Source organism: Mesorhizobium sp. M1406 (assembly GCF_040317555.1).
Lineage (GTDB): Bacteria > Pseudomonadota > Alphaproteobacteria > Rhizobiales > Rhizobiaceae > Mesorhizobium.
Genome location: NZ_JAMYKW010000012.1, coordinates 64,039 through 78,312, shown reverse-complemented (window position 1 = coordinate 78,312; position 14,274 = coordinate 64,039). Strand labels below are relative to the sequence as shown.

Annotated in this window: 11 protein-coding genes; 3 read left to right on the top strand and 8 right to left on the bottom strand. The window is 61.3% G+C overall.

Annotated features, from left to right (window positions below; genetic code table 11):
- Positions 1-6: 6 nt before the first annotated feature.
- A complete protein-coding gene (tssL, locus tag NKH03_RS13185) occupies positions 7-1,515 on the bottom strand; it encodes a type VI secretion system protein TssL, long form (protein ID WP_352968688.1) in 1,509 nt (502 codons plus the stop codon).
- A 301-nt stretch (positions 1,516-1,816) separates the two neighbouring features.
- Positions 1,817-2,869, bottom strand: a complete 1,053-nt coding sequence (tagH, locus tag NKH03_RS13180) for a type VI secretion system-associated FHA domain protein TagH (RefSeq protein WP_352968687.1) — start codon at positions 2,867-2,869, stop codon at positions 1,817-1,819.
- 250 nt (positions 2,870-3,119) lie between these two features.
- On the opposite strand from tagH, the gene NKH03_RS13175 reads away from it, so the two are divergent.
- From NKH03_RS13175 to NKH03_RS13165, 3 genes are read left to right on the top strand one after another with little or no spacing between them, the layout of a single operon-like run.
- Positions 3,120-5,447, top strand: coding sequence for a type VI secretion system Vgr family protein (locus tag NKH03_RS13175; RefSeq protein WP_352968686.1), 2,328 nt, complete (start codon positions 3,120-3,122; stop codon positions 5,445-5,447).
- Between the two features lie 8 nt (positions 5,448-5,455).
- The gene (locus NKH03_RS13170; RefSeq protein WP_352968685.1) at positions 5,456-5,881 is read left to right on the top strand and encodes a DUF6484 domain-containing protein; all 426 of its coding nucleotides are present in this window, start codon (positions 5,456-5,458) and stop codon (positions 5,879-5,881) included.
- Complete coding sequence (locus NKH03_RS13165; protein WP_352968744.1) at positions 5,878-6,216, top strand: hypothetical protein; 339 nt, start codon at positions 5,878-5,880, stop codon at positions 6,214-6,216. Before NKH03_RS13170 ends, NKH03_RS13165 begins: the two co-directional genes overlap by 4 nt.
- A gap of 61 nt (positions 6,217-6,277) precedes the next feature.
- On the opposite strand, the gene NKH03_RS13160 is transcribed toward NKH03_RS13165, so the two are convergent.
- The 6 genes from NKH03_RS13160 to tssM are packed head-to-tail and all read right to left on the bottom strand — an operon-like array spanning position 6,278 to position 14,273.
- Positions 6,278-7,120 (bottom strand): WD40/YVTN/BNR-like repeat-containing protein, encoded by an 843-nt coding sequence (locus NKH03_RS13160; protein ID WP_352968684.1) that lies wholly within the window; start codon positions 7,118-7,120, stop codon positions 6,278-6,280.
- An 11-nt stretch (positions 7,121-7,131) separates the two neighbouring features.
- Positions 7,132-8,091 (bottom strand): DUF4150 domain-containing protein, encoded by a 960-nt coding sequence (locus NKH03_RS13155; protein ID WP_352968683.1) that lies wholly within the window; start codon positions 8,089-8,091, stop codon positions 7,132-7,134.
- On the bottom strand, positions 8,091-9,113 hold the full coding sequence (locus NKH03_RS13150) for a 3-oxoacyl-ACP synthase (RefSeq protein WP_352968682.1): 1,023 nt from the start codon (positions 9,111-9,113) through the stop codon (positions 8,091-8,093). The genes NKH03_RS13155 and NKH03_RS13150 overlap by 1 nt, the downstream gene beginning before the upstream one ends.
- Complete coding sequence (locus NKH03_RS13145) at positions 9,110-10,213, bottom strand: DUF2169 family type VI secretion system accessory protein (RefSeq protein ID WP_352968681.1); 1,104 nt, start codon at positions 10,211-10,213, stop codon at positions 9,110-9,112. Before NKH03_RS13145 ends, NKH03_RS13150 begins: the two co-directional genes overlap by 4 nt.
- Complete coding sequence (gene tagF / locus NKH03_RS13140) at positions 10,213-10,740, bottom strand: type VI secretion system-associated protein TagF (RefSeq protein WP_352968680.1); 528 nt, start codon at positions 10,738-10,740, stop codon at positions 10,213-10,215. Before tagF ends, NKH03_RS13145 begins: the two co-directional genes overlap by 1 nt.
- Positions 10,737-14,273 (bottom strand): type VI secretion system membrane subunit TssM, encoded by a 3,537-nt coding sequence (tssM, locus tag NKH03_RS13135; RefSeq protein ID WP_352968679.1) that lies wholly within the window; start codon positions 14,271-14,273, stop codon positions 10,737-10,739. Before tssM ends, tagF begins: the two co-directional genes overlap by 4 nt.
- Position 14,274: the final 1 nt, after the last annotated feature.

Here is a 14,274-nt window from a genome sequence, read left to right as displayed (position 1 = left end):
CCGTGTTCACAATGTTTCCTCCTTGGCGATCATCACATCGACACGGCGGTTCTTGGCGCGGCCTTCCGGCGTGGCATTGTCGGCGATTGGCTCGTCCTCGCCCTTGCCGTCGACCGTCAGTCGCGAAGGATCGCTGAACTTCGGCGCCATCATTGTTTCGACAGCCTTCGCCCTGGCGACGGAAAGGTCGAAGTTGGATTTGAACGGGCTCGATTTTCGTGGCTTCACATTGTCCGTATGGCCGATGATCCTGATTGGTCCGGGCTCGGGTTCCAGGGCCGCGGCGATATCAGCAGCAATGGGCTGGAACTCTGGCTTCGCCTCGGCCCTGCCGGACTGGAACAGCAGGAGATTGTTGATTTCCACCACGATGAAGTCGCCCTTCGTGCCGACGGTCAGCCCGCCGCCTTCGACTTCCTTGGCCAGTGCCGAACGGATGCGATCGATCTGCGTGGTTGTGGCGGCGGGTGGGATGACTTTCGCCGGCTCCGCCAATGGCGCCACGCTGGCGCGCTCGATGGAGATCGGTGTCGATGGGTTGAGCGCCAGTAATTCACCGGCTGCGGCGTCGCCTTCATTGGTGATGAAGACCCGCAGTGCGAAGAATGCGGCAGTCAGCAGCGCCGATGCCGCTGCCCCCACGACCCAGAGCGGCAGGCGGGTCGACGACTGCGTCATGGTCGCCGCCAGGCCCTGCCAGTGCGGAGAGATGTCTTCGCCGGCACGCGCCCTGAAGTAGCGAAGCGTCTCGTAGACGTCGCGTCGAACGCGCTCGAGATTGTTGTCTTCGTGCGTCACCTCCCGGTACTGGCCCTCGAACCCCAGCGACAGGCAGGCATGCATCAGTTCGAGCAGATCATGGTGCGCCTCCGGGCTGGCCAGTATCTTGTTCAGCGCTTCGAAAAAGCCCGTGCCGCTGGGTTCGACATGAAAGAACCGCGACAGCATGCTGTGCCGCGTCCAAGCGTCTTTTGGTGGCCAAGGCAGGTTGCCGATCAGATCGTCCGCGGTTTCGCAGAGGACGAATTTTGCAATCCGCGCATCCTCTTCGGCGACACCTGATTTCTCCAGTGTCCTGTCGAATCTATCAATCGCCTCGGTAACATGTTCCGCCAACGGCTCCGCTTGTCTCTCGACGGGAATAAGCCTGAGTTGGCCGAACAGCATCAGCAACGGTGCGGCTGCCGCAAGGATCGGGTTTACCGCGGAATATCTGACACTGTCCGTGACATTGAGCAGGGTTTCCTGCCGCAGGGCTGAAGTCGGCGCCGCTGCCGAAGCGCCTCCTGCCGCAACGGAAGGAGCTCCTTGATAAATCACGGTCCCGGACGTCCAGCCCGGCGGTGTATGCCGGCCGACGCCGGGATCGAACACGGTCGAATCCTTGGTCTGCGAGGCCTGCCCGCCATCCGCGACGGGCTCCTGAGGGATAGGCGCCGGTTTTCGCTCACGCCGTGGAGGGGCGCGAATAACGGTCTTGCCCGCCGGGCCGAAAGGATCGTCCTTCGAACTCATTGCAGATCGTCCATCCACGCGCGGCGCCCGCGTCTGCGCCAAACGGGCGCAAAGCGGTTCGCGGTCAGGTAAAGCAAATGCAAGCCCTGCGGGCCAAGGCAGTGTCCGGAGGAAGGTCGGCTACAACTTACTATCCCGCCGTAAGATGACATTTGCCGCAGACCCCCAGCTCGATCAGCCTTACCCGCTTAGCGAATTGTCGTATGCGATCGTAATCTCAGAACCTGTCGATTGGAACCTATGCCGAGCGCGTAAGAGATTTTCTTCGCCGGCTACAGCGCCACGGCTCCCTTGAAACGGTCTATTTTTGCTTGTCGGCTTTGGCATAGGCCTCGCTGAAATAGGCCAGGAATATGTCCAGCATGCCGTTCTCGTGTGCTTCCTCCATGGTGCGCCAGGTCGCGACAAAAGCGTCCCAGGCCTGGCTTTTCTTCGACGAGAACGACGTCGGTGGGAGCTTTTTGCCGATCGCTTCGGGAGACAGGTCGTCAAGCAATCGCGACAGCGCGGCTTGCATGGCGGCATAGGTCGCGAATTCGTGCGTCTTGAGATCGCGGAAAGCATCTTCGATACTGTGCCTGGCATCGAGGTAGCCGGCTCTGCGCCGTGCGAACATGATTTCGAGGATGTCGTCGGTTCCCGGGACGAACTTCAGCGGATTGTTGTCGGCAGCGCTGATCATCGTTCGCTGTGTGCTCTTGGCCAGCATTTTCGCGGCCGCGCGTGCTTTCAGCAGCAAGGTCAGTTCCTCGACCACCGTCCGCAGGACCGCGCCGATTTCGGCGGCAACTTCATGTGGATCGCGCGATTGAAGCAATTCTGGCGAGATGCCGGCCGCGATCGCGATTTCCCGCAGCACTTCGTCTCTTGCCGAGGGGAGAGGCGGTTGCGATGAGAACGCCGGAACCCGCTGCCCGGATCGTTGCTCCGCCGGAGTGAAGAACGGCTCGGCGGCGAATTCAAGCGGCCGGCCTGTCGCGGCCGGCACTTCTCGTTGTGTCGAACCGTGGCGGACTTGAGGATGACCGGTCGTGGCGCGCTCGTCGTCGATCGATACGAAGATGACATAACGGCCGATCAGCACCCGGTCGCCATGGCTCAGCCGATGCGGGCCGGTCATGCGCTGGCTAGATCCGTTGATGTAGGTTCCGTTGCGCGAGACATCGTGCAGCCAGAACGCGCCTGCCTCGTATCGAACTTCGCAGTGCCGGCCCGAGATGAACTTGTCGGGGTCCGGCAAGGTCCAGTCACAAGCATCGCGTCCGATTTCGAAGCCGCGATCACGCGCCGCGTAGCCGGTCGGGTTATCAGCGGGCAAGGCGTCGATATTGTTGATTTGCAGACTGATGTACATCTAGGATCGCCGTCGAGCACTGATCGATACTCCACCATTCTAGCAGTTTGCAGGCACAACAGGACAGCAGCGTTTCGAGGCGGCGCATCGACAGGGCAAGGTTCAGCCACTGTGCGACCGCTTTGGTCAGCAGGACAACATGTGGTAGGCTCGACATAGCCTGGTGCGGCGGGTCCAAAAAGTTCCTGAGCGGATGGCGGGAACTTCAAATCCACCGCACCGGCGGCCGCGTCCAGGAGGGGCACGACCCATGCCGAACGAACGTGCCACGGTGGTTCAGACACCGGTTGGCGCCGAGCTGTTGACCTTCACGCATCTTGTCGGGCGCGATGAGATCAGCCGTTGCTTGGCCTATACGGTCGGATTCGTCAGTCCCAGCCCCGATATCGATTCCCTGAAGATGCTGGGGGGTGTGATTTCGGTAGAAGGTGAATCCGATCCGAAACGGTGGTTCAGCGGCCTCGTCTCGGAGTTTCGCCTGACCCGCATCGAAGACCGGCTGGCCTACTACGAGGCGGTCGTCAGGCCGTGGCTCTGGTTTCTCGGCAATACCACCGATTGCCGTATCTTCCAGAACAAGAGCGTCGTCGACATCGTCAAGGACATCTTCAAGAAATACAGCACGGCGGAATTCGATCTGCGTCTGCAGGGATCCTATCCCCAGCGCGAATACTGCGTGCAGTACGACGAGACCGATCTGGATTTCGTACAGCGGCTGCTGGAGCACGAAGGCATCCTGTATTTCTTCGAGCATGACGAGGGCAAACATACGCTTGTCCTGACCGATGCGATGAGCAAGCTGAAGCCGGCGCCGGGCTACGAGAAAGTGCCCTATCACTTTGAAGGACAGGGCTCCCGGCGCGATGTCGAATACATCACCGAATGGATACCGGGCAGTTCTGTGCGCCCAGGCGCCTATGCCCACACCGATTACGATTTCAAGAAGCCGGGCGCCGACCTGATGGCCAAGTCGGCCCAGCCGTTCAGTCACAAGCTGGCCGCCGGCGAGAATTATCGCCAGCCCGGCGCGCATCTCGAAGTGGGCCGGGGCGACAATCTGGCCGCGATCCGCCGCGAGGAAATCCAGGCCGTCCACCAGCGCATTGCCGCGGTCGGAACCGTGCGCGGCCTGTTTTCCGGCTGCACCTTCAAGCTGGATGGCTTTCCGCGCGAGGATCAGAACCAGGAGTATCTGGTGGTCAGCGCCGAATACAGGCTGTTCGATCCGGGATACAGAAGCCATACGGATGTCGACAGCGAGAACTTCAAGGTGATCCTCGGGGTGGCGCCGACCGCCTTGCCCTATCGTCCGCCGCGCATCACGCCACGGCCGATCATGCGCGGCCCGCAGACGGCAACGGTGGTCGGTCCGTCAGGCCAGGAAATATTCACCGACAAATACGCACGGGTGAAGGTGCAATTCCATTGGGACCGTCTGGGCAAGAAGGACGAGAACAGTTCCTGTTTCGTGCGGGTCTCACAGACCTGGGCCGGCAGCGGCTGGGGCTTCATCCAGATACCGCGCATTGGCCAGGAGGTGATCGTCGACTTCATCGAAGGCGACCCGGACCTGCCGATCATCACCGGCCGGGTCTACAATGCGTCGCAGATGCCGCCCTACGGCCTGCCGGCGAGTGCCACGCAATCCGGCTGGAAGTCGAACTCCTCGCTCGGTGGTGGCGGCTACAACGAGCTGATGTTCGAGGACAAGGCCGGCTCCGAACTGGTCAACTTCCAGGCGCAGAAGGACCACGACCTTCTGATCAAGCACGACCGCACCAAGCTGGTCCAGCACGACCAGTCCGACCGCATCGACCACGACGCCAAGCACTCCGTCGGCCACAACCTCGACGAGGACGTCGGCAACAACAAGACGGTCAAGGTTGGCGTCGACCAGACCACGAATATCGGCAACAACGACACCGAGACGGTGGGCGTCAATCGCTCGCTGACGGTAGGATCGAACGAGACGATCAGTATCGGTTCGAACTCCACCGAGACGATTGGCGCCAATCACACACAGACCGTCGCGATCGTCCAGACAGTGAGCGTTGGCGCGGCCCGGGTCGACAGCGTCGGGGCATCCGAAACCCGAACCGTGGGTGGCCCGCAGGCCAATACGATCGGCGCGACACGGTCGGTCACTGTGGGTGCTGCGCAGAGCCACGATATTGGGGCAGCGGACAGCTGGAATATTGGGGCAAACCAGTCGGTCCAGATTGGTGCCGATCAGAATTTCAAGATCGGCGGCGCTCATGCTTCGCAGATAGGCAAGGGGCGAGATGCCAAGATCGCCGAGGATGATGCAACCGATGTAGGCGGTTCGCGCGCGCTCAAGATCGCAAAGGGCAGCCTTGTTGAGGTCGGCGAAGATGGCGCGATCAAGGTAGGCAAGACCTTGGTCATCGAAGCGGGCGATGCCATTACCATCACGTGCGGTTCTGCGGCGATTGCGATGAAGAAGGATGGCACGATCTCCATCACCGGAAAGGATATTTCCGTGAACGGTTCAGGCAAGATCAATGTGAAAGCTTCGAGCGACATCATCATGAAGGGCTCGGAGATAAAGCAGAACTGAGGTTGACGATGGGACGGGTCAAGGAGCGGATCGAAGGCGTCGTGATCGGCATATTCCTGGGCTTTGGCGAAGACGCTCCGCTTGTCGTCTTTCCCGGAAACCCGAAGGAGACCGCGATTCCGGCTCGCAGTCTTGCCGAACTCACTTCGGATATGATCGGTGCCGAGGTAGCGTTGCTGTTTCAGGATGGCGATCCTGGGCGGCCACTCATTGTCGGTCGCATTGTCGAGCCGGCACGCCGGACTTCGGTACCGCAAATCGTCCGCGACGGGGAGCAGGTGCGGATCACCGGTGACGAACGCATTGAGCTTCGCTGCGGCAAGGCGACTATCATTATGGAGAAGGATGGTCGCATCACGATTCGCGGTACGTATGTGACAAGTCACGCCAGCGCGGCGAACCGCATTCGCGGCGGCTCGGTCAATTTGAACTGATGTCCGCGCCCGTTCTTCGCGAAATCGTCCGTCAGCACGCAGAGATGGCAGCGTTTCTGTGGACAATCTACGACTACAACCTGCTCAATCCGGGCAAGAATCCGGACATGGATGAGGAGCGCCTTGCCCGGCTCGTCGAGCGGCTGGAGGCGCATCTCGATGGGTTACGGGTGGCAGGCGATGTCGGACGCGAGATTGCGCGAGAACGCTATGCCGAGTACCCCGAACAGGGTGAATTGTTCGTCGTACGCATGCTGTCGGTCATTGAGACGCCGCGTATCGTGGATCTGGACCTTGAAAAAGTGAGGTCCTATCTGGCCGCGAAGCGAAATTAACGCATATCGCCCAAAAGTGCGGAGGGCAAACCGGAGCAGCCCGAACTGTAATTTCGGATTGTTAGGTATAGTCGGGGCCAAGCCAGTCCGAGCCGTCATATCTGATCGCGGAGTTTCCGCCTGCCAGTGTCAAGTACGACCCGTTGGCGGATAGCCGATAGACCGGAAAGCCGTCCTTAAGTTTCGATACCGTTGTGCCGTCAAATGTGAATACGCCTTGTCCGCCGCCGGCGATGTGGATGGATTTCCGGTAAAAGGCCATTTTGTAGAAATCTCGGCCACTTTGCGAGACATCTGTCCAGGCAAGATCGGAACCGCGAAACAGGGTTCCGGCACTACCGGAAACCAAGACGTCGGTGGAAGACAGCGCCAACAGGCCAACCAGAATGGCATTGGTCGGCAGCTGAATTTGCGACCACTGCTGGCCGTCATAATGCCAAAACAATGATCCCTCGCCCGACACGTAGAGGTCGTTCGGCGCCGTACCGGCGATGCACAGGATTGTATTTCCGAGAGCCGGGCTGAAGGTGGACCACCGCGTGCCGTCCCAATGGTAGACGACGCCCTCGGCTCCGCCGCAGTAAATAGTGTTGTCGTCAAATCCCCAGACGGTATTCAAAGGACGAGACGAGACCTGGCTTCCCACCCAATCGGTGCCCGAGCCCGCATGGACAGCGCCGTTGTCGTCGCAGACAAGGATGCGGCCGGACTTAGAGCGCCATATGTCCGTGAACCAGCAGGGCTTTTCGTAAATTCGTTCTGACTCATTGTCGTCGCTGGACACATCCGACTCCGAGATGACGAAGGAGTAGAAGCTCTCACCGTCGTAATATGCGACTGCGGAAAAGATGGTTCCATCATCCGCGACAACCACGCCGTTCACCGTCACGCTGTAGTCAGCCACGTTAATCTCCTTTAGCGTCTGCGAACGGTACTGGTGACCGTCGGCTTAAACTTGCCGGTAGCGGGCGCGCGCGCTTGAGTGCTGGGTTTCTTGCTTTCCGACCCGCTCATCATCGCCTGGAAATGGATGTCACATATCATCCTAAGGCATTCAATGGCAGGGTGCTCCTTGCCTCTCGGACCATCGGGGATGTTCTTGGCCTTTTTCATCGCTTCCATATTGGCTTCGCGCACTTCCTCGTAGGTCGGGTTCGTGCCCTTTGCACGCTGCGCTTTCGCCCATTCACCTTGCGCCGCCGTCTTGCGGCCGTGTTCCGTATTGGGATCGGTGGCGTCTTCCAGACAGACGCAGGGCGCGTCGTTCATAGTGTAGCTCGGCGTCGTGCCGATCGCCTGACCGCCGCGCGAATTCTGGAAACAGGCGTTCTGCAGGATATGGTCTGACTGTTGGTTCGACGCACATTCCTTGCTAGCATCGCCATAACGGTGCACCTTCATGCCGAGCTTTGCTAGGATAGAGGCGCAGGATGCTCTTCCGACCTTCAGTTTTCCAATCTTCGGCCAAGGCGGTGCGTTGCCGGTTGGAGAGGCATGATTGTTGGTGGATACGTCAGTCATACGGCTGACAGGTTCGCCATCAGCCTTCACGTCGCTTGACCAAGCGACTGCATATTCCTTTCCGGTATTGACCGACGTTATGACACCCTTTTTTGCCGCGCAGCCGGCCTCGGTGCCAGTGGTCTTGGTGTAGTAAGATTTGTTCTTCTGCGTGATGTTCTCGCCGCCGATCTTGACGGTGCCCGTGCCGTTGTCAGTGTCGGAATCAAGACCGAAGGACGGGTAGGGGATGGGTACGCCAGGCGGTGTTGCGGGGTTTTCCGGCGGTGTGAAGCAGACGTCCGGAAAAGCTGCTATCACCTTGTTGGACTGCGCCTTGCAGGCAACTTCGAGGCTGTTCGCGTAGACCGTCATCAGGCGGCCCTCACAGCAAGAATTGCCGCGCCGCAAGCACCCGCATCATTGGATGCCTCGATCAGCACCGGGGTTCCTGCGGCGTAACCTTTGCGCGCCGCGGTGAACGCCATGCCAATCATCAGCGGAACGGCGGCAGCACCGATGTTGCCAAGAGATTCACCTGGCGACCAGAGATCTTGGAAGTCATGCCTGCCCCGCAGCAGGCGCAGACTTGCGAGCGCGGTCTGCTTGAACCAGTATTGCTCGCCGATCAGGTCGGCTATGCGATAGCCAAGCCGGTTCATCTCGATGTCGGTTTCTTTGAAGGCCATGCTGTAGGCGGAGGTCATGCCGTCGCCACGCAGCGGCAGATCCTTGACGTTGTAGATCGATGCCTGCTCGGACGACAAGCCAAGTCCGAAGAGGCGAAGGCCGCCGCGCTGCGACTGTGTGCAAAGAATAGCAGAGGCGGCCTCGCCTGGAATGAAGCCGTTTGGATTGTCTGCCGTAAGCAGGCGATTTTCGCCAAGATAGTAGGCAATCGCCGGGGCAGTCAGGTAGCTGTCGACGCCTGCGATCATGACATAGGGTACTTCGCCCGAGACGATCATTCTGCGTGCCTGGGCGAGTGCTACATGTCCGGAAGGACGGCCATGCGCGACGACACGAGAGTGCATACGAGGCTCGATTTCGACGATCTCGGCTATGCTGCGAAGCAGGCGCGCGCTGTCGCCAGTAGGATTTCCGGGGCGGTCCTTTTCCGCAAGGCAAAGGATGAGCGCGGTCTGGCCGCGCGCTTGCGGGATGCTTTCGAAAGCTTCGCAGATTGCGCCGGCGGCGAGGTGGGCCATGCGCTTCTCGCCGATCCAGCTGCGCGGCAGCGGCACCGGCGCGCCGATCAGTAAATCGGTGCCAGATCCGACGAAACGTGTCTCCTGGAAGCCGTCAAGCCTCGCACGCATCGCCGCACACGCGGATGGTGCGTCCAGACCGATTGCGGTCACCATGCCGATCGAGGCGATGTCAATGGCCGCGTTCATGCGTCTTCGACCTCATCTGTGGGCGCGGTTCCATCGGCGCGTATATAATCCCGGCCGGCAGCGCGAGCGCGCAGCATCGACTCCGTTGGCGGGCCAACCCAGCACTCGGTGAAGTCGAGGATCGTGCGGCAAATCCGCTGCGAGACGCGCCAGACCAGCGAGAAGCGACGGTTCTCGGGGTCGAACAAGACCGTGTCGGGCAGAAGGTCGGTCTCCAGAGCTTTTACTTCCCCTTTGAATAAGGCGATAGGCAGCGCACTTTTCGGCAAGCGGAAGCTCACGCGGCTTTCGGGCGTCAGGTTGACCAGCTGCACCTCTTCGCCGCCTCGCGGATTGTCGATCTGCTGATCAGGCGGCGCCATCTGGAAATAGCGCTCGTCGAAATCCGGCGGCAGGAACGGAAAAATATTGTCGATCCAGTTCTGGTCGTAAGTGCCGCCATATTCGATGCGTCCCGGCCAGCCGCGCCCCATTGGGCCAAAACTCATCGGCTTGTAGTCGCCGAATGGCGTGCGGATATCCTCGCCGACAGCTTGCGTATTTGGCAGCCGCAAGCCGGGAATGAGCCGTTGGTTCCTGGTCCGTGACCAGCCGGTTCCGACCGGGTTGTACTTGTAGCTGGCAGGAAGCTTGTCGTCTGGATCCAGTCTGTCGACGCCACCCCAGGCAACATCATAGGAGATGGGCAGTTTCAGGAAGGGTTGCGGCGACGTGGCGGTAAAGACCGGGCCGATGGAGCGCCATTCGCGGTGACCGACGACCTCGAAGAGTTTCGACCAATTGCCCACCTTGATGCCGACCGGCACGCGCTCGGCGGGGCGCCCGCCCGGTGCGTAGGCAAAGCCATTGGAAATCACGTCGCAACGCGACTTACGGAAGGCGAAGTCGGTTTCCCAGAGCGTGGCCGAATAGCCCGGCGCGCCGGTATACGTGTCGGCCATGACCAGCGGCACCTGCTCGGCCGACTTGTGCACAGGCCCGCCCGGCTCCGTAGGGAAATCAAAAGTGCCTTTGACGACCACGACGATCCACTCATGGCCGGCCTTGTCCATGCCCATGGTGAATTCGTGCGGATACCCCATCTGGTTCCATATCTGCATCAGCTGGTCTCCCAACTGGCGGCAAGGACCTGTTCCAGCGTCGCTTGCGGCGCTTGTGGATCGATGTCGAAAATGTCCGAACGGGCAGTCCACATCACCATGCCGCTGATGACCTCGTCGTCCACCTCGACAGGCGGCACCGGCAGTCCGCTCAATACTGTATCCAGTTCGTCCGGCGTCAGTTCGCCGTGCTGGGCGGCGATGGCCGCTTCTTCGATCCCGGCAAACCACGCCTCGGCATCGGCCAGCCGAACCGGGGCTTCAGCAAGCTGCGCGACGACGCTCAAAGGGAATTGCCTGCCAACTCTGTCGGCACTCTTCAAAATGATGCCTGCCGATGCGCCGAAGGAAGCCGGGCCGGCCAGGAAACGCAGCGCGGTTGTGCTTGGCCAAAATTCCGAGCCGACCAGCGGAACGATGTGCTGCGCCAGCCAGCGGTCCCAGCCGCGAATAAAGTCCCCCGGCAGCCGCCGCGCGACGAAATCGCCAGTGGCGGGCATCTTTCCGTAAAAGCCGGGCGCAGTCATATCTGCGGTGGACACGAGAATTTCTTGAACATTTGCAGATTGTAGGGGTTTTCGACGCTGGCGGCCTTGAGCTCGAAATCGGCGTACACGGCTTTGGTCCCCAGGCGCAGGCTGTAGACATCGGACAGCGAGGTCCCGGTGAAACGGCCGCTGCGCAGCATCCTCAGCCACGCCCAGCTGCCGGTCTCGTTGAGCATGATTTCAGGTGAGCCGTCGATGGGCTGGAAGGCGAGCGAGATGACCCCGGTGCCGTCCTTGCCGGGCCAGGTCATCGGTTGCGGCCGCGTCGCGTTGTTGAAGTAGACGAGGGTCTGGCCATCGAGATTGAGCGTCACGCGCGTGACGTTCGGAGACAGGTCTTTCGGTTCGAGCGTGAAGCTCATCACCGGGCCCGTGCCACCGGGAAAGAGATCGTCGCGGATCCGCCTGGCCTGCTCGAACGCGGCAAGCGCCGAAGGGTCGAGGCCAAAGTCGGCACGCCATTTCCATGGCTGGCTGGCCGTGTCTACATAGCTGATCAAATGGTCGTTGATGAAGGCATCGATCAGACCCGCCGGGCCGAACAGGCGGGCGAAATCGCGGACATTGACGTCCACGGCGCTTTCGGGACTGAACGGATAACGGTCGTTGAGCGCCGCTTGGCAGAAAGGCAGGATGTCGGCGCGCCAGATGGCATTGAGCTCCGAGGTGACCGCCTTTTGCGTCAACCCGCTGGTGTAGCCGGCGACACCGCCGAGCCAGTCGTCGATCGGATCGGGCAGGATCTGCGCTTGCCTGGCGACCGCCCCCGTCAGTTCGGCGAGGCCGCCCTGCTTCTTGATGGCGTCCTGGGGGTCGGGATTGGCAGTGACCGTCTGCAGCACGTTGGACAGCGCCGTCAGAGCCACCACCGCGGCGTCGAGCGCCGGTGGCTGGCCGTCGACCTCGGCGATTGCACCCTTGAGTGGCTTGAAGTGCTCGGCCACCAGATTGCCGGTAAGATCCACCTCGTCGGCTGAGCCCGCGCGTGGAAGCAGCTTTGCCCCCGTTTTCACGATCTTGCCAAGCTTGCCGAGCTTGCCGAGCAGTTTCGAGCCGCCCTTGGCCGCAGCCTTGTCGTCGGCCGGCGCTTCATCGGACCGGGTAAGGTCGGTCTCCTGAACGACCGCGGTGAGCAGGCGTTTCAGCGCTGAATCGGCGCTGGAGAGATCCTTCAGATTCTCACTGGCGACATTGAGATCGGTCAACGGCGCCAGCCTCATATCGCGCAGGAAGCTGTCCCACTGCGCGATATAGTCGTCGTAATAGAGCTTCAGGATATCCTCCGACAGTGCCGATACGGAGGTTTCGGAGTTCTCGGCGCAGCCGCCGGCGAAGACCGCCCGATCCAGCGCCGCTTGTGCCGCCACGTCCTCGATACGGTCTAGAACGGCGTCATGAAAGCCTGCATAGGTAAACGCCCCCGAAATGCCGACGCGAAGCGTCTTGTCGGAGCGACGCGCGAAAACCTTGGCGCCGTTGGGGCCGGCGAAATTCGCCGGGATCCATTCCTTGAGCCCAGCCACCGCCGGATCGGCCAGCAACTGCTTGTAGGCGCGCGCTGGCAGCGAAATCGTGCACACTGTTTTCAGCGCTTCGGCAACCAGGGCTTGGTCGGGCGCGATATAGCTTTCGTCGACCGCCATCCGGCGGATGGCGGCAAGCTGATGCTCTTCGGCGTCGGCGGTTGGAAATGGTGCCGCGGTAGCGAATTCGGGCAGGCTGTTCACCCACCAGTTCTGGGCGAAATCTGGATCCATCTGCGAAAGACCCGTCATCATGCGATAGGTCTTCAGAGCGCCGAGCATGAAATCCGGATCGCGGATCTGCCGCCACATGGTCGCCTCGAGCAGTGCGACCATCCGGGGCTCGAGAACATTGCGCAGAGCATGATCGTACGTGTCCGCCTGTGCCCGCACCAGTTCCGCCGAGGCCGATGGACCCAGCAGATCCTGGGGAGCGCCCGGCGGTGGTGTCCGGGCATTTACGACCGCGTCCATCGCCTCGAGCGCCCCGTCCATGGCGGGTTGCTCCACCGATGCCGGCTTTGCGGCAGCAGAGGTCAGCGGCGTTTGCAGGGCCTCGAACTGGCTCGCCTGGGCCGTAATTGCGTTGCGGTTGTCAAAATAGGACCAGGTGAACAGTCCGCCGGCCAGCAAGGCCGCCGCCGCGCATGCAGCCGCCGCACCCCGCCAGATCCAGGCGCGGCGGCGTTGCGCCAGCGGATCGAAGGTGCCGAGGCCTGCTTCCTTGAAGATGACTTCGGTGAGCAGGTTCTTCAGGAAGAAGCTGCGTTTCTCCACCCTTTGCACGGGCAGGGCCCGTCGTGGTGGGAGGCCGAAGGACGACGAAAGCGCCGCGGTCAGCCGGTCGATGGGTGCCCCTTCCTGTGTCGCCGATGTCAGATAGAGACCGCGCAGCCATGCGGCCTCTTCATACCGGCTTTCGCCGAACATTGCCTCGACCAGCACCTGGATCGGTTCGGACAGGCTGGACAACTGGGCGGGAAATCTGAAAATCTCGGCGCGGGCGGCGAGCTTGTCCTCGTCTTCCAGGCGCGGCACCAGCCGGCGCTCGAGTTCCGTCGCCAGAGTCGAAATTTCACGTTCGATGGTCTTGGCGTCCACACGTGCATCCAATGCGAAGGTCGTTCCCCATACCTGCTCGCGCGAAGCCGTCGACAAGCCGCCGAAGAAAGCCTCGAAACCCTTGATCAGATCGGCCTTGGTCAGCATCAGATAGACCGGAAGGCGGATTTCGAGCCGGTCGTTGAGTTCGGCCAATCGCCGGCGGATCTTGCGGCCGTGGGCCTTGATGGCGTCGTCGCCCTCCGAAAGCACGTCGATCGAAAGCGCGACGATCACGCCGTTGAGCGCGCGGCGGCCGCGATGCTTCTTCAAAAGGTCGAGGAAGCCCAGCCATTCCGCCGCGTCGACATCGGGCTGGCTCTCCTGCTGGACATAGCGGCCTGCGGTGTCGATCAGAACAGCGCTCTCGGAAAAGAACCAGTCGCAGTTGCGCGTGCCACCGACACCTTGCAGGTCGTCGGTGAGGTCGATCGGAAAATTCAGTCCGGACTGCCGCAAGGCCGTGGTCTTGCCGGTGGCCGGCGGCCCGACGATCACGTACCAAGGCATCTCGCGCAGAAACTTGCGCCCGCCGAGCTTCCGGCGCTTCAGTTCGGCCATCACCTCGGCGAACTTGGCACCCACGACGGCGACGTTCTCTTCGCCGGGGCTGAGCGGCTTTTCCACCGCCGGCGCGGCAATCTCCGCGACGAACATGCGGTTGGCGCGGATCGCCCGGCGCTGAGCGACGATCAGCCAGATCAGCCAGAAGATGACCAGCAGCGCGATGATGACGATGCGCACGTTCTCGGAGGCGAACGGTTCGTAGGGGCCGACCCTGACGATCGGACCGAACACCCAGATGACCAGGGAAAGCAGCGTGATGCCGATCAGCGTCCACAGCCAGCGCGATGTCAGAACCGCCCAGAGGAAGCGCAGGATGAACATC

Bases quoted from the DNA above. Each gene is read 5' to 3' on its own strand.
- tagF (WP_352968680.1), bottom strand. From the start codon at position 10,740: ATGACTGCGCCCGGCTTTTACGGAAAGATGCCCGCCACTGGCGATTTC.
- NKH03_RS13175 (WP_352968686.1), top strand. From the start codon at position 3,120: ATGCCGAACGAACGTGCCACGGTGGTTCAGACACCGGTTGGCGCCGAG.
- tssL (WP_352968688.1), bottom strand. From the start codon at position 1,515: ATGAGTTCGAAGGACGATCCTTTCGGCCCGGCGGGCAAGACCGTTATT.
- NKH03_RS13170 (WP_352968685.1), top strand. From the start codon at position 5,456: ATGGGACGGGTCAAGGAGCGGATCGAAGGCGTCGTGATCGGCATATTC.
- NKH03_RS13145 (WP_352968681.1), bottom strand. From the start codon at position 10,213: ATGCAGATATGGAACCAGATGGGGTATCCGCACGAATTCACCATGGGC.
- NKH03_RS13150 (WP_352968682.1), bottom strand. From the start codon at position 9,113: ATGAACGCGGCCATTGACATCGCCTCGATCGGCATGGTGACCGCAATC.
- tagH (WP_352968687.1), bottom strand. From the start codon at position 2,869: ATGTACATCAGTCTGCAAATCAACAATATCGACGCCTTGCCCGCTGAT.
- NKH03_RS13155 (WP_352968683.1), bottom strand. From the start codon at position 8,091: ATGACGGTCTACGCGAACAGCCTCGAAGTTGCCTGCAAGGCGCAGTCC.
- tssM (WP_352968679.1), bottom strand. From the start codon at position 14,273: ATGTTCATCCTGCGCTTCCTCTGGGCGGTTCTGACATCGCGCTGGCTG.